Below are 22,053 nucleotides of genomic sequence, written 5' to 3'. Positions count from 1 at the left end.
ATAATCCAGTTTAGATTGATTTTGTAGTGTCAACACTTTCTTTTATTGTTTCTTCAATTTTTTCTTCCTTAGCTTTTTCTACTTCAAGAATTTTTATTTCTTTTAAAAGTGTTGAATCGTTTGGTTTTTTTACAAATCGATTGTATTCTGCCATTAAGCTTCTAGCTAAAGTTCTTGTTTCTAAATCTTTACGCGTTATCTTTCCTTTTAGATATTTCTCAATCATCAAACTTGCTATTGGTCCAGCAATAGTTGCACCATATCCTCCATTTTCTACAAAAACAGCTAAAGCAATTTTAGGGTTGTCTTTAGGTGCAAAAGCCACAAATATAGAATGATCTTTTAGCTTTACTCTTTTACCATAAACTTTGGTGTAATTTTCGGCAGTTCCAGTTTTACCACAAATATCAATACCTTCAACTTTTAGATGATATGCAGTTCCTTTGTTATAAACATCGAACAATCCTTCTATTACAGGTTTATAATATTTTCTGTCTATTGTAGTAAGATGTTTCGTTGTAAATTTTTTATCAATTTTTTCGCCTTTTATTTTCTTAACAATATGAGGTGTAAAATAATAACCTTGATTAGCAACCGTCGCCATCATGTTTGCCAACTGAATAGGTGTTGTCAATACTTCACCCTGACCAATAGAATTTGAAACAATGGCTGTTGCAGTCCAACCACCGTTTGGGTACATTCTTTTATAAGTTTTAGAAGTTGGGACTTTACCTTTTCTACCAGTTGGTAAATCATATCCCATAAAATCTCCTAAACCAAAACTTTTCACATGTTTTGACCAAATATCCACAGAAGCTCCAGGATCCTTATATTTTTTAATTGTCTTTAAATAGACATTCCCAAAATAGGCATTACAGGAACGATAAATTCCGTTATGAAGCTGGTGTGGTCCAGAGCCACCGTGACATTTCATAAAACGTCCTCTTCCATAACTAAAACCATGATGGCAGTAAAAAGTGGTTTGTTCGTCTATAACTTGCTCTTGAAGAGCCGCTAAACCTGTTATAATTTTAAATGGTGAACCAGGTGGATATTCGGCAAGTAAACCTCTATCATACAATGGTTTTGCCAAAGAGTCATTGTATAAATTTGTGTAATTTCTTGAACGTTGTCGACCAACCAATATTGCCGGATCATAAGAAGGCGCGGTTACTAAAGCTAAAATTTCGCCTGTTTTTGGTTCAATTGCTACAATTCCGCCACGTTTGTTAATCATTAATTCTTCACCATATTGTTGTAATGTAGCATCTATGGTTAAAGTTATATCTTCTCCGTTTTTAGAAATAGTATCAAATTCACCTTGTTTGTATGGACCAATATCTTTGTTGTACTTATTTTTTTGGCGGTATTTTACACCTTTTCTTCCTCTTAGAATTTCTTCGTAACTTTCTTCAACACCTTGTTTCCCAATCAAATCTCCACTTTTGTAATATTCATTAGCATCGATTATTTTTTGATTTACTTGCGCTATTGAACCAAAAATATTGGCTCCAACATGAACTTGATAGTCACGTAAATTACGTTTTACAATCTCAAATCCAGAAAATTTTCGCATCTTTTCTTGAAGTGCTGCATACTCCATCTTGTTTAGTTGCGATAGAAAAACAGAAGGCAATCTCGGGCTATAATTGATGGCTCTTTTTAATTGTTTATCAAATAATTCTTTTGGAATTTTTAATAATTTACAGAATTCTAAAGTATCAATTTTTTTGATTTCTCTAGGAGTAACCATTATATCATAAGATGGCTGATTGGCAACTAAAAGTTTACCATTTCTATCATAAATATAGCCGCGTTCTGGATAATCGTAAATGATTTTGATAGCGTTATTTTCAGACTTTAAACGTAAAGTATCATCAATAACTTGAAGATAAAAAAGCCTCAAAACTATAATAACAGATGTTATTATGATTATGGTCGGAAGTACTGACTTTCTCATCGTCTATTAGGTTTCACTAAATAAATGATTAAAATACTTAACAAAATTGTAAAAACAGAACTAATGGCTGTTTTAATCAAAACCTCTAAAATGTAATTTAAAGCAAAATATTCAAGTAAAAATAATACAAAATGGTGTAATAATACCGCAATTAATATAAATGAAAATCGTTGAGGTGTTAAAGTATCGTTTATTTTAACTGTTTGATATTCATAGCTTAAACCAAAAGAAAATTTGAATATTGATGGTCTAAAAAAAGCAAGAATTAAACTCGCAGCAGCATGGACACCACCCGAATTACAGAACATATCAACCGTTAAACCTAATAAAAAACTAGCTAACAAAAGTCCAGTCTTATTACTGTTTGCAGGATATAAAATTATAAATAAAATATACGGATACGGATTGATGTAACCCAAGAAGTTAATGTTGTTGAACAGCAAAATTTGGAGTGCTATCAACAAAATGAAACGAGCAATATTTATTAGTAAAGCACTATTCATCTTGTTTCTTTTCGAGGTTAAGAATTTCTTGAGTATCTCTGTTTTTGATTATATAAACATGGCCAAGATTTGTCATATCATTAAACAATCTTACATTTATTGTATAATAATTATTTTCATTGTTTATAAAAACTTTGTCGATAGTTCCAATATTAATATTCTCTGGAAAAATAACTGATTGACCACCTGTTACAATAGTATCACCTTTTCTAACAGAAGCCAATCTAGGAACATCTATCAACTGAACATAACCTGCATTTTTTCCATCCCAGATAAGTGAACCAAAGTGATTGGATTTTTTTACTTTGGCATTTATTTGCGATTTGATATTCAACACACTGGCAACCGTCGCATAATTTTTGGAAGTTCTATCAATAATTCCGACAATTCCTTGACTATTAATAACGCCCATATCTTGTTTTATACCATCTAGTGAGCCTGAATTTATAGTAAGATAATTTTCGCGAGTATTGTATGTGTTATTGATAACTTTAGACAAAATAACATTTGTACTTGGAATACCTTGAACGTCTGCAACAATAGGAGTTTGAGTCGAATCAACTTTGTTGAATAAAAGCATTCTTAGTCGGGCATTTTCTCCAGCTAATTTTTCGTTTTCAGTTTTTAAATTAAAATATTCTTCAACAGAATTTACTTGCTCATAAACACCACCCGTAACATAATTAGCAGAACTAATAACTTCACTTCGATGATAAGAATGAGACTGAATAGTAAGCGTTAATGAGATACCCAAAAGCAGCAAAAACAGCAATCGATAGCTGTTTTTAAATATAAATATAAATATTTGCTGCATCTTTTTAAAATGTATAAAATCTCAAATTCCAAATTTCAAAAAAAATAATTTAATGGAATTTGGGATTTGATAATTGGAATTTTATTTAATTAATATGCTTCTGAATTTAGGAATGTTTTTCAACGCCATTCCTGTTCCACGAACAACCGCTCTTAATGGATCTTCTGCAATATAAACAGGTAAATCTGTTTTTTGAGAAATACGTTTGTCTAATCCTCTAAGCATCGAACCACCACCTGCAAGATAAATACCAGTGTTGTAAATATCAGCTGCTAATTCTGGAGGCGTTTGCGATAAAGTTTCCATTACAGCATCTTCAATACGCTGAATAGATTTGTCTAACGCTTTTGCAATTTCTCTGTAAGACACATCAACTTGTTTTGGTTTACCAGTTAACAAGTCACGACCTTGAACCGACATTTCTTCTGGTGGAGAATCTAGTTCTTCTAAAGCTGCTCCAACTGTAATTTTTATTTTTTCAGCTGTACTTTCTCCCACAAATAAATTGTGTTGTGTACGCATATAGTAAATAATATCATTTGTAAAAACATCACCCGCAATCTTAACAGATTTATCACATACAATTCCACCAAGTGCAATTACGGCAATTTCTGTTGTTCCACCACCAATATCTACAATCATGTTTCCTTTCGGTTGCATAATGTCAATACCAATACCGATTGCAGCTGCCATTGGTTCGTGAATTAGGTAAACTTCTTTTCCGTTTACACGCTCACAAGATTCTTTTACAGCACGCATTTCCACTTCGGTAATTCCCGATGGAATACATACAACCATACGAAGTGCAGGTGTGAACATTTTTTTCTTTAATGCTGGAATGCTTTTAATGAACATGCTGATCATTTTTTCTGAAGCATCAAAATCGGCAATTACACCATCTTTCAATGGTCTAATTGTTTTTATATTTTCATGGGTTTTTCCTTGCATCATGTTGGCTTCTTTACCAACGGCAATTATTTTACCTGTAACTCTATCACGAGCCACAATAGATGGACTATCAATAACAACTTTATCGTTGTGAATGATTAGCGTGTTTGCGGTACCAAGGTCAATCGCGATATCCTCGGTCATGAAATCAAAAAATCCCATAGATATTTATATGTTTTAAAAAATAGTTTGTTTTTAACGCGCAAAGTTAAACAAATTAATGTTTAAAATGACGTGTTCCTGTAAATACCATTGCAACTTTATTTTCATTGCAATAATTTATACTTAATTCATCTTTTATCGAGCCACCTGGCTGAATAACAGCGGTTACTCCAGCGTGTTTTGCAATCTCTACACAATCAGGAAATGGAAAGAAAGCATCGCTTGCCATAACAGCTCCATTCAAATCAAATCCGAATGTATTCGCCTTTTCAATTGCTTGTTTCAATGCATCTACTCTTGATGTTTGACCTGTTCCTGAAGCTATCAAAGTATTATTTTTTGCAAAAACAATTGTATTTGATTTGGTGTTTTTACAAATTTTTGAAGCAAAAAGTAAATCTTCAACTTCTTGAGAACTAGGTTCTAGTATAGTAACGGTTTTTAACCCATCTTTAGTATCGGTGATATTATTTCTATCTTGAACTAATGTTCCATTTAGGCAAGTTCTAACATTTGTTTGTGGCAAACTCACTTCTTTTTGAACCAAAATAATTCTGTTTTTCTTTTCAGATAAAATTGCTATTGCTCGTTCGTCATAACTTGGTGCAATTACTACTTCACAAAAAAGCGAGTTGATTTCGGTTGCAGTAGCTTCGTCAATTTTACCATTAGCAATAAGAACACCTCCAAAAGCCGATGTTGGATCACCTGCTAAAGCTGCCAAATAAGCTTCTTTCATAGAGTTTCTAGTGGCTAATCCGCAAGCATTGTTGTGTTTTAAAATAGCAAATGTTGGTTCGTTGTTTTTGAATTCTAAAATCAAATTTACGGCAGCATCAACATCTAACAAATTGTTATAAGACAATTCTTTTCCGTGTAATTTGGTGAACATGGCATCAAAATCGCCAAAGAAAAAACCTCGTTGATGTGGATTTTCGCCATAACGCAGTACTTGACCCTTTTGTTCACTTATTTTCAAAACGGCTTCCTCATGATTTTTATTAAAATAATTGAAAATTGCCGAATCATAATGCGACGAAACATTGAACGCTTTGGTTGCTAATTGTCTTCTTTGTTCCAAAGTTGTAGTTCCGTTTCCTTCTGTAATTAGTTGCAAAAACAACTCATATTCATTTACAGATGGAACAATTACGGTATCTTTAAAGTTTTTTGCAGTAGCACGAATTAACGAAATTCCACCAATATCAATTTTTTCGATAATGTCACTTTCACTTGCTCCAGAAGCTACAGTTTTTTCAAACGGATATAAATCAACAATTACAACATCTATTTGCGGAATATTGAATTCTTGCATTTGTGCTACATCAGTTGGATTGTCTTGACGGTTTAAAATACCACCGAAAATCTTCGGGTGTAATGTTTTTACTCTACCACCAAAAATTTCGGGAAATGAAGTAATATCTTCGACTGGAACGACTGGAATTCCTAGATTTTTAATAAACTCTTCTGTTCCGCCTGTTGAATAAAGCGTTACATTTTGTTCGTGTAATTTTTGAACGATTGGTTCTAATCCGTCTTTAGAAAAAACCGAAATTAAGGCTGATGTAATTGTTTTTGTTGTGTTCATTGTGTAGTTAGAATTTTGATGTGCAAAAGTAGTTTTTTTGTAGATACTATTCAATATCTTTTTGTAACAAAATAGTGTAAATCAATACCTATTAGGAATAAAATATTTTATTAGGTTTTTGAATAAAATTTATTGAATTTTACACTAATATAAATCACCCTTTATGCTTTTATATATCCGATTGTTAAAAGAAAGTTTCAGTTTTGCAATGAACGCGTTGCGAACTAACAAATTGCGAACCTTACTTTCACTACTTGGTGTTACAATTGGAATATTTTCTATCATTGCTGTGCTTGCTGCAGTTGATTCATTGGACAGAAAAATTAAAAAAAACTTGAGCAGTTTAGATAAAAACACTATTTATTTAACTAGCCAATCATTCGGCCCAACCGATGTTCCTCGATGGAAACGCGAACAATTTCCTTCGGTAAATTATGAAGAATATCAAACATTGAAAAATTCGTTGCCCGATGCCGAAGAAATGGCTTTTCAGTTTTTTGTAGGACGCGAATCGGCTAAATATGACTCAAAAACAGTTAGCGATATAAATGTTGTTCCTGTTTCGCACGAGTTTACAACGATACAACAATTAGATTTTGCGAAAGGACGATTTTATAACGAATCCGAATCTAATTCTGGCGCAACCGTTGCTGTTATTGGTGACGAGATTGCCAACGTTCTTTTTGAAAACGCCGATCCGATTGGAAAACAAATTCGTTTGTACGGAAAGCGTTTTACAGTAATTGGAATTTTGAAAAAAGAGGGTTCAAGTATGTTTGATAGTAATGATAGTTCTATTTTTATTCCTGTAAATTTTATCCGAATGGCTTTTGGAGAAAACAATGATACCATGTTGCCTGTAATTATTATAAAACCAAAAAGCGGCATAGACATGGAAGCATTTAAAGCGGATATTTCTCAAAAATTAAGAACATTTCGAGGTGTAAAAACCAGCGAGATTGACAATTTTTTTATCAATGTTTTTTCAGGATTTACCGATATGATTGATATGATTGTGGGTCAAATGAAAATGGGTGGCTGGATGATAGCAGGATTTTCTTTATTAGTTGGTGGTTTTGGAATTGCTAATATCATGTTCGTTTCAGTAAAAGAAAGAACAAATCTCATCGGAATTCAAAAATCATTAGGTGCTAAAAATCGTTTTATACTTTTTCAATTTTTGTTTGAAGCAATAATTCTCTGTATAATTGGCGGATTGATAGGATTGTTCTTCGTGTGGATAATCGCTATGATTCTAACTAAATTAATTGATTTTGAATTTGTTCTAAGCACAGGAAACATAATTTTAGGAACAAGTTTAGCCGCATTTATCGGTTTGCTTTCGGGAATTTTACCAGCTATATCAGCTTCTAGGTTAGATCCTGTAGAAGCTATTAGAAGTGGGATGTAAAATAAGTTTCTATATTTGTCAAACAATCCAACAAACATTGAAGAAACAATTCGTTAGTCTTTTTTTTCTTTTTATTCTGCTTGTGCCAGCTGTATCAACTTACACTTGGTTACAACATCATAAACGCGCTATAAAAAAAGAAGTGAAATGGAAAATGATTGCTGGGATTGATAAAAAAGAGTTGGTTTATTTTGAATTTTCTGAACACGAGATCAACACGAAACTTCGTTGGGAGCATTCAAAAGAGTTTGAATACAACAACCAAATGTACGATGTTGTTGAAAAGAAAATAGTGAATGGTAAAACACAACTTTGGTGTTGGCATGACAGTGAAGAAACCATTTTGAATCAAAAATTACAAAAACTTTTAACTTCCGTTTTTAGTCATGATATAAAGTCTAAAGACAAGGGAAATCAGGTTTTTTCTTTTTACAAAACACTTTATTTTCAGGAAGTATTTGATTGGAAACCTTTTGTTATTCTTAAAAAAGTAAACCAATTTCATTTTAAAACCACATTTTACAATTCTTTATTCAATTTCATTTTAGTGCCACCTCCAAAAAATTAGAACTATAAATTTTAGTAGCAACTTAGTCTTGCAAAATTTAGTGGTAAACTAATTTATCAAAATAAAATGAAAAAAATCACAACATTATATATGTTGATGGTGTCTATGCTTATGGTTTCTCAAACCGAAATAGATACCACAAAAATTAAACAATTAAGAGAAGTTACGATCAATAAAATTTCAACTAATTCAGTTGGCTTACCTAATCAAGTAAAAGTCATAACATCAAAACAACTTGACTTTCAAAATTTTCAAAGCACGGCAGAAATGCTTTCTAATTCGGGTTCGCTTTTTGTGCAAAAATCGCAACAAGGCGCAGGAAGCCCAGTAATTAGAGGGTTTGAAGCGAGTAGGGTATTGCTCTTAGTTGACGGAATACGTATGAACAACCTGATATTCAGAGCAGGACATCTTCAAAACATTATCACAGTTGACGAAAGTTTTCTGGATAATGTTGGAATACTGTATGGACCAACTTCTACCCTTTTTGGAAGTGATGCTCTTGGTGGTACTGTTGCAATGAATACAAAAAAAGCAAAGTTTCTAGACCAAGTAAACACTAAATTTTCAGGAAATATAAACACACGCTACAGTTCATCAAATGAAGAGAAATCTGTGGCATTCAATTTTAATTATGCCACAGAAAAATTTGCATCACTAACAATGGCTTCATTCAATGATTTTGGAGATTTGAAAATGGGGAAAAAGAAAAATCATAATGGCGATTTTTTTGGAGAAAGACCTTTCTATGTTGAGACAATTAATGGTATAGACCAGTTAACAGTTAACGAAGATAAATACGTTCAAAAAAACTCTGGATATCAGCAATATAATATTCTTCAAAAATTTGCTTATAAAACCAATAGCGGATTTGAACATGGTCTTAACTTGCAGTTTTCAACTTCTTCAGATATACCTCGCTATGACAGACTTACCGAAACAACATCAACTGGATTGAAACATGCCGAATGGTATTATGGACCTCAACAGCGAGTATTAGCAGTTTACTCTTTGGAAAAGAAAAAAGCTTTTTTTGATACTGATTTTAAATTAAATGTGGCTTATCAAAACGCTAAAGAAAGTCGTCATAACAGAAGATTTGGAAAATATGATTTAGAGAATAGAGAAGAAAATGTAAATATGTTTTCTTTTTCTGCTGATTTGAAAAAAGTGTTTGCCAAAAGTGAATTATTTTATGGTATAGAATCGTATTATGAAACTTTAAAATCTTCTGCTTTTTCAAACAATATAAACTCTGGAGTTATAGCACCTATAAGTACTAGATATCCAAATGGAGATAATAATATGTTAAGAAACGACATTTATGTTTCGTATAATGAAAAATTATCCGAAGAAACATTTTGGAATGCAGGAGCAAGATTTGGTTATACAGCTTTAAAAAGTACAATTGCTGATAATACTCTTTTCTCTTTACCTTACGATTCAATTTCTCAAGATAATATAACTTACAGTGGAACTTTGGGCATAAAGCATAACCCTTCCAAAAATGTTTCTTTGAAAGCAAATGTTTCAAGCGGATTTAGAGTAGCCAATATTGACGATTTGTCGAAAATTTTTGAATCTGCTCCTAGTAAGAGTAGTTCAGAAATTGGAATATTAGTAGTTCCGAATAAAGACTTAAAACCAGAAAAAACAATTACTACCGATTTGGGTTTTGCTATACAATCTGATTCTAAAAAAACATCTTTTGACTTTACTTATTTTTATACAAGAATGTTTGATGCTATTGTAATAGATTCATTTGCATATAATGGACAAAGTCAAGTTATCTTCAATGGTTTTTTAAATAATGTAAAAGCGAATCAAAACAAGGGGAAAGCATATATTGCAGGTTTTTCAACTAGTTTCAATACTTATTTATGTACTAATTTGCAATTTAATGCTAATTTCGATTACACTTTAGGTAGAGTTGTAGAAGATGGAAATCAATCGCCTTTAGACCATATTTCTCCTTATTTTGGTAAACTTGGATTAGTATACACAAAAAAAATATTAGCACTTGAAGCCTATATGTTATTTAATGGCAAAAAAGACATAAGTGATTATTCTGCAAGTGGTGAAGACAACCTAGTTTATGCGCCAACTAGTGGAATGCCTGCGTGGGAAACTTATAATTTGAAAACAAGTTTTACCATAGTTAAAGGCGCCACTTTGTTTGTTGGTATTGAAAATATATTAGACACTCAGTATAGACTTTTTGCCTCAGGAATTAATGCTCCAGGAAGAAATATTTATGGAGGTTTGAAATATAGTTTCTAAAAAAACATTAAAAAGCCGGCTCATTTTTAAATTAAGAGTCGGCTTTTTTTATTTTGAAAAATGAATCTATCTAACTTCTTGATTCAAAATTAAATCTAAATACAAGTTGATTTTGTCTTTTAATTCTTTTCTAGGTGTTATAAAATCTAGGAAACCATGTTCTAGGACAAATTCTGCTGTTTGGAAACCTTCTGGCAAATCTTTTCCAGTTGTGTCTCTTACTACACGTGGTCCAGCAAAACCTATTAATGCTCCTGGCTCAGAAATGTTGATGTCGCCTAACATTGCATAAGAAGCTGTAGTTCCACCTGTAGTTGGGTCAGTACATAATGAAATGTATGGAATTTTAGCTTCAGCAAGTTGTGCTAATTTTGCAGATGTTTTTGCTAATTGCATCAATGAATAAGCAGCTTCCATCATACGAGCACCGCCTGATTTTGAAATCATCAGAAAAGGCACGTTATGTTTGATTGAATAATCAATTCCACGAGCAATTTTTTCACCTACAACAGCACCCATTGAGCCACCAATAAAAGCAAAATCCATACAGCAAACCACTAGGTCGTTTCCTTTAGATTTTCCAACAGCGGTACGAACAGCGTCTTTTAGTTTGGTTTTTTCCATTACATCTTTTAAACGATCAGAATATTTTTTGGTATCCACAAAATTCAAAGGATCTTTAGAAGTCATTTTGGCATCTAACTCTTTAAATTCGTTATCATCAAATAAGATTTCGAAATATTCTTTACTTCCAATTCTAACATGAAAATCATCTTCTGGGCTTACCCAAAGGTTTCTTGCTAGTTCATCGGTATCAATAATTTTTCCTGTTGGCGATTTGTACCACAAACCTTTTGGAACATCTTTTTTATCTTCTGTAGCGGTTGTAATTCCTTTTTCTTTTCTTTTAAACCAAGCCATATTTTATTGTATAATGTAAATTGTAAAATTGTATAATGTAATTTAGTTTTCAGTTTTACATTATACAATTTTACAATATACAGTTTTTATAAAGTGTTTACATTGTTTAAATCAGCAAATGCTTGCTCAAGTCTTGTATTGAAAGTAACTTCACCTTCACGAACCCATTTTCTTGGGTCATAATGTTTTTTGTTTGGAGAATCTGCACCTTCTGGACTTCCGATTTGTGTTCTTAAATAATCAATTTTAGAAACCATATAATCACGAATTCCTTCTGTGAATGCAAATTGTAAATCGGTATCAATGTTCATTTTGATAACACCATAAGAAATGGCTTCTCTAATTTCTTCAAGAGTTGAACCAGAACCACCGTGGAAAACAAAATCTACAGGGTTTGCACCAGTGTTAAATTTATTTTGAACGTATTCCTGAGAATTTTTTAAGATTTTTGGAGTCAATTTTACATTTCCTGGTTTGTAAACTCCGTGAACATTTCCAAAAGAAGCCGCAATTGTAAATCTTGGACTTACTTTCATCAATTCTTCATAAGCATAAGATACTTCTTCAGGTTGTGTATATAATTTTGAACTATCAACATCTGAATTGTCAACACCATCTTCTTCACCACCAGTTATTCCAAGTTCAATTTCTAATGTCATTCCCATTTTGCTCATTCTTGCTAAATAACTTTTACAGATTTCGATGTTTTCAGCAATTGGTTCTTCAGATAAATCAATCATGTGAGAAGAAAACAAAGATTTTCCAGTTTCTGCAAAATGTTTTTCAGAAGCATCTAACAATCCATCAATCCAAGGTAATAATTTTTTTGCACAATGGTCAGTGTGAACAATTACAGTTGCACCATAAGCTTCTGCAAGTGTATGAATATGTTTTGCTCCAGCAATTGCTCCAAGAATAGCCGATTTTTCACCAGCATTAGAAAGTCCTTTTCCGGCATTAAACTGAGCACCACCATTAGAAAATTGAATGATAACTGGCGCGTTTAATTTGGCAGCAGTTTCCAAAACTCCATTAATAGTGCTTGAACCAGTAACATTTACAGCTGGTAAAGCAAATCCTTTTTCTTTTGCATAAGCGAAAATAGCTTGAACTTCGTCTCCAGTGGCAACTCCAGGTTTGATATTATGTGACATTGTATTGTTTTTTTTAGTTAAGTCTACAAAAATAATAATTTCTAAAATTAGAATGGGTAATTTATTCCAATATTTAATACTGATTTTGAAAAATTCAATTCTCTAAACCATTTTTCACTTTCTAATTTTGCTGGATTGTAAGTTTTAAATCCTAAATCCAATCTGAAAATGAAAAAGCTAAAATCATATCGAAACCCAATTCCAGTTCCAATAGCTAAATCTTGTAATGATTTTATTCCGTTGAAAGTATATTTTTCATCTTCAACATTATCAAGCGCATTCCAAATATTTCCTGCATCAGCAAACAATGCACCGTTTAAATCACCTAAAATAGCAAATCTAAATTCCGCATTAAGAGCAATTTTTAAATTGGCTTCGTTAAAATCGTTTATTCCTGAACTGCTTCCAGGTCCTAAACTATAAGGTTGCCAACCTCTATTGTCGTTTGAGCCACCAGCAAAATAACTTCTAGAAAAAGGGATGCTTTTAGAATTACCATAAGGTATTGCAAATCCTACAAAACTTCGAACCGCAACAATTTTTTTGAAACTTAAATCCCAATGTTTTATATATTCAAATTCGGTTTTGAAATATTGTGAATATTCTACTTCAAGAAAGGTGTTACTGCCATTTTGGTTTTTTAGCTTTTTAGAAGCACTTGCCAAAAGCGATAAAAAATTTCCTGCTGATTCTAATTTAGTTCTGAAAACATAAAAACTTTCATCTGCCAAATCTTTTTTGGTGGTTTCAGAAAATTGATAATTGGTGGCAAAAATTAAGTTATTTTCGGTTAACCTTTTTCTACGTTCACTTATACTATTAATTATTTTTTTGTCTTTATCGTCAGGGAAAATTGTTGGATTAAGACCTAAAACATCATTCATAAAAGCATTAGTTCCATTGTCTATTAGTAGTTCTCCATTACTAAAATATGACGGATTAGTTGGATAGGCCAGGGCTAAAGTATTCAAAGCGGCATAGGAAGAAGAATAAACTTTAAAATAATTTTCAATATTAATATTTCTAACGAATTGGATGTTATATAACTCAAATTTTGCAGTAGAATTTATTTTTGGAGTCCAGTTATATGCAAAAGAGCTGGTTAAATTTTCTTTATCTAACCCAATATTAGTTTGTTTAGAAAAACCTAAAGTCAGACTTGTTGAAGGAATCATTTTTTTAGGAATAATTTTCTCGGTATTGAAAAACATGAGAATTCTTGGAAAATTTAATTTCATATCGAGACCATATTCCAAAACATTGAAAAATTTATCGTCAGGATTTGCAAAATATTTTGAAGCACCAATATTTCCCCTTGCAGCAATATCTAATGTTTCTGCACCATTAAAAACGTTTCTAATAGTAACGGATGGTGATAATGCAATTCCTAACTCTTGAATATTTGATCGGGTTACATCTAAATTGGCTGAGAAACTATATTTTTTTCTTGGAGTTAAGTATATTGAGGCAATGAGTGAATTTGACAACGAATCAGTCGGGTCAATTCTATAGGTAATCGTTGGATAATTAAAAACTTTAAGATTGCTCAAATATCTTGATGTCAAATTTGTTCTTGTGTCAGAAAAATAGCTTCCTTTAGTTATAAAAACGGCATCAGTTATTGCTTTTGGGCGGTATTTAAGCTTGTTAAAACTATATAAATTGAAGTTTTTGTAAGTAACACTATCCTTAAAAACTGACTTGTTTTTAGATGTGCTTGCGTAATCGGTAATGATATTTACACTACTAATTTTATATAGTTTAAATGGTGCTGTTTTAGTTGAATCGTTTTCTCGATAAGAATAATTGTTTATGTTCAAATTCACATTTGCTTTCTTGGGTGTTACCAATGTGTCAATATCATAATCTATATATTCTTGTTGAAACAAGAAGGCGCCATTGTTTCTAAAATGGTTTGTAATTCGAGCTCTTTCTTTATCAAAATCTTCAGTTAAATATTGTTTTTTTGATTTTATAAAAGAAGCTTCTTTTTTTAATTGATACAACGAATCTAATGCTGTTGAAAGGATTGTACTTTTTATCGAATCAATTTCAAAAGCTTGTCCTGTTGTTACATCATAATTGACTTTTGCTTTTTTAGTTCCGGCTGAATCAATGGTGAATTTTGTTTTTGTGTTAAAAAAACCTTTGTTTATGTAATAAGCTTTTAAATTTTTTATTGATCTTGTAGCACTTATACTATCATACAAAACAGGTGCTTCGCCAGTAGAAATTAAAAACTCATGAAATCCAGAATACCAAAATGATTTACCCAATCGATGTACTTGTTTTTCTGAAAGCCATTTTGATAATCTTTTATATTTTTCCGAATTGTCAATATATTTTAGCTTAAACATAGAATCATGTTTTGGGTTTGCTAAATTGAATAAATTCAAGCGAAGACGATAACCTAGTATTGAACTATTTGGTTTTTGATAAAGTAAATTGGTAATATCTTCATTGTTTACTCTTTCTCCATTTATCGAAATTTCGTTGTTGGTAAGCAGTCTTTTGCCATCTGGAACTCTTCTTAACGAATTACATGCGGCAAATACTACTCCAATTAGAATAAATAATGATATTTTTGTAAAATGATTTTTCAAAGGAATTTATAATTTAATTCAAAAGTACATTATTTCTATGGTTAGTAAAAACCAAATAAAGTTAATATCAAGTTTACAACAAAAAAAACAGCGACAAGTTCACAAATTATTTTTTGCGGAAGGCATAAAAGTAGTTCAAGAACTCTTATTTTCCAATTTTGAATTAGAACATTTATTTACTACCGAATCAATTTTTACTGAAATTCCATCTTCCAAACAAACGTTGATTTCTGAAGCCGAATTGAAAAAAATTAGTGCTTTGACAACTCCCAATACCTGTTTAGCACTTTTTAAAATTCCAGAATCCAAAAAAGTACAAGAAAAAGGATTGCTACTAGCTCTTGATGATATTCGTGATCCTGGAAATTTAGGAACTATTTTGAGATTATGTGATTGGTTTGGAATACAACAATTAGTTTGCTCTAAAGAAACGGTTGACTTGTATAATCCTAAGGTTGTTATGGCAACAATGGGTTCAATTGCTAGAGTTAACGTGACTTATTTAGATTTGAATGAATTTATAAAAAACACAAAATTACCTGTTTTTGGAACTTTTATGGATGGCAAAAACATCTATAAAGAAAAACTGCCAAACGAAGGAATTATTGTAATGGGAAATGAAGCCAATGGTATTTCAAAAGAAATAGAAAATAGCATCCAAAACAGATTGACTATCCCAAGATTTGGCGATTTGCAACAAACGGAAAGTTTAAATGTGGCAACAGCAACGGCAATAATTCTAAGCGAATTTAAACGTTGATTATTGAAAAGTAAAGTTGACAAAAACAGCTCTTGTTCGCATAGCATCTACATTTCCTGTCCATGGGCTATCTGGGTCAATGTCTCTTATTAACTCGTCTTTTAGTCCAAAAACGCCTCTAACGGATGGCGAAAATTTAAAGTAAGGTGTGTAAAAATCTATACCAAATCCCAATTCGTAATTATTGGTCCATTTTAGCATTCTAAAACGTTGATTGGTATTGTCTTCTTTTGCTTTTGAGTTGCTAGCAAGATTCAAATCGGTAGAGACTCCACCTAGTAAATAAGGTTTAATATTCCCAGTTCGCTTTGAAGAAACTTTTAGCAACAAAGGAAGGTGAATATAAGTAGAATTAACTTCTCTTCTTTTGTCTAGCGGTTTTGTTAATTCAGGATTGGCATAATTCAAAATACGTTGAGTATAATACAAACCTGGTTCAAAACGCAAATTTAAATGTTCAACAATACGAACATCGCCAACTAGTCCAACATTAAAACCAGTAGTTTTATCAACCAAAATATCGGGTGTGTCTTCTTTATAATCAAATTTGAAATCATACGAATTAAACCCAAGAAAATAACCCCAAGTTAAACGTGATTTATCCCAATTTTCAAGATTGATAATCGGATCTTTTGCAAACATTCTATTTTTGAATTGCGCCTGAATATTCAATACAGAAGTTAGTAATATAAGTGCAAAAATATTTTTCATTTTATTTTTTTGTAGCTGAATAAATTGTGGCAACACCAAATGTTTGTGGCATTGCTACAACATCTATAAACCCAATTTTTCTCAAAATATTGTTTAAAGCTTCTCCAAAAGGAAAAACTGATGCCGATTCTGACAAATAACCGTAAGCGACATTGTCTTTTGAGAAAAGTTTGCCAATAATAGGTAAAATATTTTTGGTGTAAAAGGTATAACCTTGTTTATAAGGTGTTTTTGTTGGATTTGAAGTTTCCAGAATTACAAAAATGCCATTTGGTTTCAAAACACGGTAGATTTCTGCCAAACCTTTATCAAGTGTTTCAAAGTTTCGAATGCCAAAAGCAACCGTAATAGCATCAAAAGAATTGTCATCAAAAGGAAGATTTTCTGAATCTCCAACAACCATTTCTATTTTGTTCGATAAGTTTTTAGCAATGATTTTCGTTTTTCCAACCTCTAACATTCCAACTGATAGGTCTAAACCAACGATTTTTTCGGCATTGGTTTTCGACATCAAAATGGCTAGATCGCCCGTTCCAGTGGCAATATCAAGAATCGTTTTTGGATTTTTGGCAGCAACTAGCTTTAAAACCTTTTTTCTCCATTTAATATCAATTCCAAATGAAATTACGCGGTTTAATCCGTCATAATTTCCAGAAATAGTATCAAACATTTGAGTAACTTGTTCTTTTTTTCCAAGTTCAGAATTTTTATAAGGCTTTACCGTTTGTGACATTTCAAAAAAATTTATGCAAATGTAATTTAGATTTTCTGATAAATCGATTTTTGTCAGTAGTTTTTAGTTTTTTCTAACAAATGTTTGAAAAGTAAAATCAAATGGATGTTTTTCATCTTTAGCATGAAATTCCTCAAAAGTCAATTCCCATTCATTCAAATCAATTTCTGGAAAAAAAGTATCAGCTTCAAATGAGCCGTGAACACGAGTAAGTTCAACAACATCGGCTAGTTCGATTGATTGTTTGTAAATTTCGGCACCGCCAATTATATAAGTAGCTTCCTCTTTTGGAACAATTTTTAAAGCATCTTGAATTGAATTAACAACAATACAATTCTCATACGGACTATTTTTCAGATAATCTTTTTGACGTGTTATAATGACATGTGTTCTATTAGGTAGTGGTTTAGGAAAACTTTCAAATGTTTTTCGACCTAATATAATATGATGTCCAGTCGTAAGTTGTTTGAATCTTTTGAAATCATCTGGTAAATGCCACAACAACTGATTGTCTTTGCCAAGTTCATAGTTTTCGCCTACAGCAGCTATTAATAGTATCATTTAGGACTTGTTTTTATTGGCCAAATCTGATTCAACATTTTTAGCGAGTTGTTCTATTTTTCTTTTTTGTTGCTCAATTAGTTTGTCTATTTGGGTTCGTTCCCAATTTTTATTCATAAAACTATCTGTTATAAATACTTTTATAAAATGAAGCACAAAAAAGAAAATCCATAATGTTATAACCCAAAGATACCATTCTTTAGGTTCACCAAAATGCAAAAGTTTATTGAAAATAAATAGTAAAAGACTACCTAAAGTAAGTAGCACAAAGTGAAAATACAATCTCTTTTTTTGACGTATTCTTCTTCTAGCATATTCATACTGTTCGTGTTGCGAAGTTTCCATTAGCTGCTTATTTTGACTATAAAGATAGGGTTTATTTTAATATTCTCATAATTCCTATTTTGGTGATTTAAAGTAAGAAAACGTTTTCACGATTTTGAATGCTTATTTTTCTGCTTTAACAAATGTAAATTTAATCATAAACAAGGTAAATTTTTATGGTTTTGCTAATTCGTACTTGCAATGTTTTTTGTGTGTTACTATTTGCTTACTTTGTTGTATAATTTTTAAAATGAAATAGTTATGTCAATTAAAAAACAATTTATAAAAACAAAACCAGTTTGCAAAGTAACTTTTTCTGTTGCAGATAAAGAAGCAAAAGTGGTATCGGTAGTAGGAGATTTTAACAATTGGAATCCAAAAGAAGGTGAATTGAGTCAACTAAAAAACGGAACTTTCAAAGGTGTTTTTGAATTAGCAAAAGATACTTCTTATGAATTCAAATATCTAGTTGATGGAAACTTTGTTAACGAGCCAGAAGCAGATTCATATAGATGGAATGATTTTGCAGGTTCAGAAAATTCTGTTTTGAATTTGTAATAAAGAAAAAGCTACTTTTTATGAGTGGCTTTATTTTTTTTTGATAAAAGTGATTATGTAAGCGTCAATTTTATTGTTTTTTTCAGAAGAATCTAATTGTTTATGAAGAATCTTTACCAATATATTTTTGGAATAAAACCATTCTTTTGTACCATCACTTTCTTGAACTACAGGTTTTGATTTGTAGTTTTTTATGATTAAAGCTTTTTTCCAATTAATATATTCTTTAATACTTGTTGTATAATAAGTTATTGTTTCTGCTTTGTCTTCTTCGTTTCGCCATACATAACAATATTTGTTTCCGCTTTCTTCATTGTTTGCAGGGGAATATTGATACGTTAATTTTTTTGCATTATTGTCAACAGTCAATAAATCAAAACGACTTATAAGAAGTGAAGCCTCAATATTTGTATAATATTTTCCAGCATTTTTTTCTAAATCTTCAAACGAGATACTTTGACTAAATATAAAGCCAGAAGAAAAGAAAAGAAGTATAAGTAGTTTTTTTTTCATTTATTTGGGAAAATGATAGCAATCAATTTTTTTCAAATATAAGCATTTTTTCTAAACTGCAACTATACCTTTTATATGTGGATGAGGTTCATAGCCTTCTAGTGTGAAATCTTCAAAAGTGAAATCAAAAATGTTTTTAACGTTAGGATTTAATATCATTTTTGGTAGCGGTTTTGGTTCTCGAGATAATTGTAGTTCTAATTGTTCAAAATGATTATTATAAATGTGAGCATCGCCAAAAGTATGAATGAATTCGCCTGCTTGCAAACCACAAACTTGAGCAATCATCATCGTAAATAGGGCATAAGAAGCAATGTTGAAAGGAACTCCCAAAAATATATCGGCACTTCTTTGATATAATTGACAAGACAATTTCCCGTCGGCTACATAAAATTGAAAGAAAGCGTGGCACGGTGGCAAAGCGGCTTTTCCGTTAGCAACATTTTCTGAAAATGATTTGGAAGTATCTGGCAAAACAGAAGGATTCCAAGCAGAAACCAACATTCTTCTGCTGTTTGGGTTTGTTTTTAGCGTGTCGATTAGTTCGGTTATTTGGTCAATTTCTTCGCTGTTCCAATTGCGCCATTGATGTCCGTAAACGGGTCCTAAATCGCCGTTTTCATCCGCCCATTCGTTCCAAATATTCACGCCATTTTCTTTTAGATAACCAATATTGGTATCGCCTTTTAAGAACCAAAGTAATTCGTAAATTATTGATTTTAGATGTAGTTTCTTAGTAGTTACCATAGGAAAACCTTCGGCTAAATCAAAACGCATTTGGTAGCCAAAAACACTTTTGGTTCCTGTTCCTGTGCGATCACCTTTTTGAGTTCCGTTTTCTAAAACGTGCTTTACTAAATCGTGGTATTGTTTCATTAAAAAAGGTTTAAAAGTTTATGTGTTTATGAGTTTAAAAGGTTCAGAGTTTATAAGTTTAAAAGTTAATAGCGACATACTAAAAACTTGCAACTCGTAACCCGGAACTCGAAACCAACTTAAGATTCGCGTTTAGAAATTTCGTCTCTTATTTTGGCTGCTTTTTCATAATCTTCATCCTGAACAGCACCTTCTAATAATTCGTGTAATTCTGTTAGGCTAAATTTTGAGTAACCAGCATCTTTTTTCTTGTCATTATTATCTAGTCCAAATGTTTCTGGTGTTGATAGAACTCCTTCGTTTTCTATATTTTGTCCTTCTAACTCTGAAGGATTAGCATTCAAATAAATTCCTGCTTTATCTAAAATGTTTTTGTAGGTAAAAATTGGAGCCGAGAAACGTAATGCTAATGCAATAGCATCAGAAGTTCTGGCATCAATAATTTCTTCAATTTTATCTCTTTCGCAAATGATACTTGAGTAGAAAACGCCGTCAACAAGTTTGTGAATAATGACTTGTTTTACCACAATATCAAAACGGTCAGCAAAGCTTTTGAATAAATCATGTGTTAGCGGACGCGGTGGTTTGATTTCTTTTTCTAATGCTATTGCTATAGATTGTGCCTCGAACGCGCCAATTACTATTGGTAGTTTTCGTTCACCGTCAACTTCGTTCAAAATTAAGGCATAAGCACCATTTTGTGTTTGACTATAAGAAATTCCTTTTATTGTTAGTTTTACTAAACTCATTTTAGATTTTAGATTGCTGATATTAGATTTTAGATTACCGAATTGAACCGAAAAGTTTTTATGAAATACTGATTTCTATTCAATACAGTTTGTCGTTTAGCCCTGATAGTAGTGGAAATCCTTTCTTTTTTTGTTTAAAAAAGAAAGATTGCAACGGATAGCAGGAATTGCGATTGCAAAGTAACAAAAAACTTTCGCTTCTTAAAATAAAAAAAGTAAGCTACCCAAAAATTAATTCGGATAGCTTACGGGCATTCTGTTTAGTTTTATTTTTATTCCAAATTTTGGAATATGCTTTTAGGAACTTTACTTATTAGTTGTTCGCTTTAAATTCTTTAAGTTTTGCTGTCAATCTAGGAATTATATCTAAAGCATCACCTACGATTCCGTAATCGGCAACTTTGAAAAAAGGTGCTTCAGCATCTGTATTGATAACTACTTTTACTTTAGAAGAGTTGATTCCGGCAATGTGTTGAATTGCACCTGAAATTCCAACAGCAATGTATAAATTACTTGCCACAGGTTTTCCTGTTTGACCAACGTGTTCACTGTGAGGACGCCATCCAATGTCAGAAACTGGTTTAGAACAAGCTGTTGCTGCTCCAAGAACTGATGCTAATTCTTCTAGCATTCCCCAATTTTCTGGACCTTTCATTCCGCGACCGCCAGAAACTACTATGTCAGCATCGGCAATAGTTACTTTTCCTGTTGTTTTTTCTACAGATTCTACTTTTACAGCAAAATCGGCATCGTTTAAACTTGGAGAGAAATCTTCTTCAGATAATGATGAAGACGTTTCAACTAAACCAAAAGAGTTTTTGCTGATAGACAATACTTTTACATCTGTTGAAATCTCTGTTATATTGAAAGCTTTGTTTGAAAAAGCTGTTCTTTTTACTTGAAATGGTGAAGTTGAAATTGGTAACCCTACAACATTTGAAGCAAAACCTGCTTCTAGTCCAACAGATACAAGAGGAGCAAGGTATAAACTGTCTGTTGTAGAGGAAAGTACGATTACTTTTGCACCTTCTTTTTGAGCCGCTTGTTTTACAACATCAGCATAAGCTTTTGCATTAAAGTTAGCTAACTTATCGTTAGAAACTTTCAATACTTTATCTACACCATACTTAGATAATTCTGAAACATTTCCGGCGTTAACAGTTACTGCTGTTACAGTTGTGCCAAGAGATTCGGCAACTTTTTTTGCATAAGAAGCCAATTCAAAAGCAACTTTTTTGAATTTACCATCTTGTGATTCTGCATATAGTAATACTGACATTTTTTTTAGTTTAAAAGTTTAAAAAAAGTTTAAAAGTTTAAGAGTTTAGTACCGTGACTGAAAACTGCGACTGAACA

General features: G+C 31.8%; 21 protein-coding genes. 5 read left to right on the top strand and 16 right to left on the bottom strand.

Annotated elements, in window-relative coordinates:
* Positions 1-10: 10 nt before the first annotated feature.
* The 5 genes from mrdA to purH all read right to left on the bottom strand — a co-directional run bounded on the left by mrdA (position 11) and on the right by purH (position 5,975).
* Positions 11-1,960, bottom strand: coding sequence for a penicillin-binding protein 2 (gene mrdA, locus O9267_RS12300; RefSeq protein WP_298179995.1), 1,950 nt, complete (start codon positions 1,958-1,960; stop codon positions 11-13).
* Positions 1,957-2,463: a rod shape-determining protein MreD gene (locus O9267_RS12295; protein WP_298179993.1), complete on the bottom strand. Its 507-nt coding sequence runs from the start codon at positions 2,461-2,463 to the stop codon at positions 1,957-1,959. The genes mrdA and O9267_RS12295 overlap by 4 nt, the downstream gene beginning before the upstream one ends.
* Positions 2,456-3,277, bottom strand: a complete 822-nt coding sequence (gene mreC, locus O9267_RS12290; RefSeq protein ID WP_298179990.1) for a rod shape-determining protein MreC — start codon at positions 3,275-3,277, stop codon at positions 2,456-2,458. Before mreC ends, O9267_RS12295 begins: the two co-directional genes overlap by 8 nt.
* A gap of 81 nt (positions 3,278-3,358) precedes the next feature.
* Complete coding sequence (locus O9267_RS12285) at positions 3,359-4,387, bottom strand: rod shape-determining protein (RefSeq protein WP_298179987.1); 1,029 nt, start codon at positions 4,385-4,387, stop codon at positions 3,359-3,361.
* A gap of 55 nt (positions 4,388-4,442) precedes the next feature.
* The gene (gene purH / locus O9267_RS12280; RefSeq protein ID WP_298179985.1) at positions 4,443-5,975 is read right to left on the bottom strand and encodes a bifunctional phosphoribosylaminoimidazolecarboxamide formyltransferase/IMP cyclohydrolase; all 1,533 of its coding nucleotides are present in this window, start codon (positions 5,973-5,975) and stop codon (positions 4,443-4,445) included.
* 163 nt (positions 5,976-6,138) lie between these two features.
* Between purH and O9267_RS12275 the strand changes: the two genes are divergently transcribed.
* From O9267_RS12275 to O9267_RS12265, 3 genes are all read left to right on the top strand, one after another.
* Positions 6,139-7,386: an ABC transporter permease gene (locus O9267_RS12275; protein WP_298179983.1), complete on the top strand. Its 1,248-nt coding sequence runs from the start codon at positions 6,139-6,141 to the stop codon at positions 7,384-7,386.
* A 37-nt stretch (positions 7,387-7,423) separates the two neighbouring features.
* On the top strand, positions 7,424-7,954 hold the full coding sequence (locus O9267_RS12270) for a hypothetical protein (protein WP_298179982.1): 531 nt from the start codon (positions 7,424-7,426) through the stop codon (positions 7,952-7,954).
* A gap of 66 nt (positions 7,955-8,020) precedes the next feature.
* The gene (locus tag O9267_RS12265) at positions 8,021-10,234 is read left to right on the top strand and encodes a TonB-dependent receptor (protein WP_298179980.1); all 2,214 of its coding nucleotides are present in this window, start codon (positions 8,021-8,023) and stop codon (positions 10,232-10,234) included.
* Between the two features lie 66 nt (positions 10,235-10,300).
* On the opposite strand, the gene accD is transcribed toward O9267_RS12265, so the two are convergent.
* From accD to O9267_RS12250, 3 genes are all read right to left on the bottom strand, one after another.
* Positions 10,301-11,155, bottom strand: coding sequence for an acetyl-CoA carboxylase, carboxyltransferase subunit beta (gene accD / locus O9267_RS12260; RefSeq protein WP_298179978.1), 855 nt, complete (start codon positions 11,153-11,155; stop codon positions 10,301-10,303).
* A gap of 86 nt (positions 11,156-11,241) precedes the next feature.
* The gene (fbaA, locus tag O9267_RS12255; protein ID WP_298179975.1) at positions 11,242-12,309 is read right to left on the bottom strand and encodes a class II fructose-bisphosphate aldolase; all 1,068 of its coding nucleotides are present in this window, start codon (positions 12,307-12,309) and stop codon (positions 11,242-11,244) included.
* A 47-nt stretch (positions 12,310-12,356) separates the two neighbouring features.
* Positions 12,357-14,912, bottom strand: coding sequence for a BamA/TamA family outer membrane protein (locus O9267_RS12250; RefSeq protein ID WP_298179973.1), 2,556 nt, complete (start codon positions 14,910-14,912; stop codon positions 12,357-12,359).
* 37 nt (positions 14,913-14,949) lie between these two features.
* Here O9267_RS12250 and O9267_RS12245 point away from each other — a divergent pair, with 37 nt between their 5' ends.
* Positions 14,950-15,672, top strand: coding sequence for an RNA methyltransferase (locus tag O9267_RS12245; protein WP_298179971.1), 723 nt, complete (start codon positions 14,950-14,952; stop codon positions 15,670-15,672).
* Here the strand turns inward: O9267_RS12245 and O9267_RS12240 are convergent, their stop codons facing one another.
* From O9267_RS12240 to O9267_RS12225, 4 genes are all read right to left on the bottom strand, one after another.
* Positions 15,673-16,314 (bottom strand): porin family protein, encoded by a 642-nt coding sequence (locus tag O9267_RS12240; protein ID WP_366522007.1) that lies wholly within the window; start codon positions 16,312-16,314, stop codon positions 15,673-15,675. It lies immediately after the preceding gene.
* 70 nt (positions 16,315-16,384) lie between these two features.
* A complete protein-coding gene (gene ubiE, locus O9267_RS12235) occupies positions 16,385-17,116 on the bottom strand; it encodes a bifunctional demethylmenaquinone methyltransferase/2-methoxy-6-polyprenyl-1,4-benzoquinol methylase UbiE (protein ID WP_298179966.1) in 732 nt (243 codons plus the stop codon).
* Between the two features lie 63 nt (positions 17,117-17,179).
* The gene (locus O9267_RS12230) at positions 17,180-17,677 is read right to left on the bottom strand and encodes a dihydrofolate reductase (RefSeq protein WP_298179963.1); all 498 of its coding nucleotides are present in this window, start codon (positions 17,675-17,677) and stop codon (positions 17,180-17,182) included.
* Positions 17,678-18,022 carry a 2TM domain-containing protein gene (locus tag O9267_RS12225; RefSeq protein WP_298179961.1) on the bottom strand — a complete coding sequence of 115 codons (345 nt, stop codon included), beginning with the start codon at positions 18,020-18,022 and terminating at the stop codon, positions 17,678-17,680.
* 240 nt (positions 18,023-18,262) lie between these two features.
* On the opposite strand from O9267_RS12225, the gene O9267_RS12220 reads away from it, so the two are divergent.
* Positions 18,263-18,559 (top strand): isoamylase early set domain-containing protein, encoded by a 297-nt coding sequence (locus tag O9267_RS12220; RefSeq protein WP_298179958.1) that lies wholly within the window; start codon positions 18,263-18,265, stop codon positions 18,557-18,559.
* A 30-nt stretch (positions 18,560-18,589) separates the two neighbouring features.
* Here O9267_RS12220 and O9267_RS12215 read toward each other — a convergent pair whose 3' ends face one another.
* From O9267_RS12215 to O9267_RS12200, 4 genes are all read right to left on the bottom strand, one after another.
* Positions 18,590-19,072: a hypothetical protein gene (locus O9267_RS12215; protein WP_298179956.1), complete on the bottom strand. Its 483-nt coding sequence runs from the start codon at positions 19,070-19,072 to the stop codon at positions 18,590-18,592.
* 51 nt (positions 19,073-19,123) lie between these two features.
* Entirely contained in the window at positions 19,124-19,948 is an 825-nt protein-coding gene (locus O9267_RS12210; protein WP_298179954.1) for a thymidylate synthase, read from the bottom strand.
* A gap of 119 nt (positions 19,949-20,067) precedes the next feature.
* Positions 20,068-20,697, bottom strand: a complete 630-nt coding sequence (locus O9267_RS12205; protein WP_298179951.1) for a bifunctional nuclease family protein — start codon at positions 20,695-20,697, stop codon at positions 20,068-20,070.
* A gap of 313 nt (positions 20,698-21,010) precedes the next feature.
* Complete coding sequence (locus O9267_RS12200; RefSeq protein ID WP_298179948.1) at positions 21,011-21,976, bottom strand: electron transfer flavoprotein subunit alpha/FixB family protein; 966 nt, start codon at positions 21,974-21,976, stop codon at positions 21,011-21,013.
* Positions 21,977-22,053 lie beyond the last annotated feature (77 nt).

The organism is Flavobacterium sp., from assembly GCF_027531705.1.
Lineage (GTDB): Bacteria > Bacteroidota > Bacteroidia > Flavobacteriales > Flavobacteriaceae > Flavobacterium.
The sequence above is the reverse complement of the archived record's forward strand: the minus strand, read 5'-3'. Positions and strand labels throughout refer to the sequence as shown.

Excerpts from the sequence above, each read along its gene's own strand:
- mrdA (WP_298179995.1), bottom strand. The coding sequence starts at position 1,960 with ATGAGAAAGTCAGTACTTCCGACCATAATCATAATAACATCTGTTATT.
- O9267_RS12295 (WP_298179993.1), bottom strand. The coding sequence starts at position 2,463 with ATGAATAGTGCTTTACTAATAAATATTGCTCGTTTCATTTTGTTGATA.
- mreC (WP_298179990.1), bottom strand. The coding sequence starts at position 3,277 with ATGCAGCAAATATTTATATTTATATTTAAAAACAGCTATCGATTGCTG.
- O9267_RS12285 (WP_298179987.1), bottom strand. The coding sequence starts at position 4,387 with ATGGGATTTTTTGATTTCATGACCGAGGATATCGCGATTGACCTTGGT.
- purH (WP_298179985.1), bottom strand. The coding sequence starts at position 5,975 with ATGAACACAACAAAAACAATTACATCAGCCTTAATTTCGGTTTTTTCT.
- O9267_RS12275 (WP_298179983.1), top strand. The coding sequence starts at position 6,139 with ATGCTTTTATATATCCGATTGTTAAAAGAAAGTTTCAGTTTTGCAATG.
- O9267_RS12265 (WP_298179980.1), top strand. The coding sequence starts at position 8,021 with ATGAAAAAAATCACAACATTATATATGTTGATGGTGTCTATGCTTATG.
- accD (WP_298179978.1), bottom strand. The coding sequence starts at position 11,155 with ATGGCTTGGTTTAAAAGAAAAGAAAAAGGAATTACAACCGCTACAGAA.
- fbaA (WP_298179975.1), bottom strand. The coding sequence starts at position 12,309 with ATGTCACATAATATCAAACCTGGAGTTGCCACTGGAGACGAAGTTCAA.
- O9267_RS12245 (WP_298179971.1), top strand. The coding sequence starts at position 14,950 with ATGGTTAGTAAAAACCAAATAAAGTTAATATCAAGTTTACAACAAAAA.
- O9267_RS12240 (WP_366522007.1), bottom strand. The coding sequence starts at position 16,314 with ATGTTTGCAAAAGATCCGATTATCAATCTTGAAAATTGGGATAAATCA.
- ubiE (WP_298179966.1), bottom strand. The coding sequence starts at position 17,116 with ATGTCACAAACGGTAAAGCCTTATAAAAATTCTGAACTTGGAAAAAAA.
- O9267_RS12230 (WP_298179963.1), bottom strand. The coding sequence starts at position 17,677 with ATGATACTATTAATAGCTGCTGTAGGCGAAAACTATGAACTTGGCAAA.
- O9267_RS12225 (WP_298179961.1), bottom strand. The coding sequence starts at position 18,022 with ATGGAAACTTCGCAACACGAACAGTATGAATATGCTAGAAGAAGAATA.
- O9267_RS12220 (WP_298179958.1), top strand. The coding sequence starts at position 18,263 with ATGTCAATTAAAAAACAATTTATAAAAACAAAACCAGTTTGCAAAGTA.
- O9267_RS12215 (WP_298179956.1), bottom strand. The coding sequence starts at position 19,072 with ATGAAAAAAAAACTACTTATACTTCTTTTCTTTTCTTCTGGCTTTATA.
- O9267_RS12210 (WP_298179954.1), bottom strand. The coding sequence starts at position 19,948 with ATGAAACAATACCACGATTTAGTAAAGCACGTTTTAGAAAACGGAACT.
- O9267_RS12205 (WP_298179951.1), bottom strand. The coding sequence starts at position 20,697 with ATGAGTTTAGTAAAACTAACAATAAAAGGAATTTCTTATAGTCAAACA.
- O9267_RS12200 (WP_298179948.1), bottom strand. The coding sequence starts at position 21,976 with ATGTCAGTATTACTATATGCAGAATCACAAGATGGTAAATTCAAAAAA.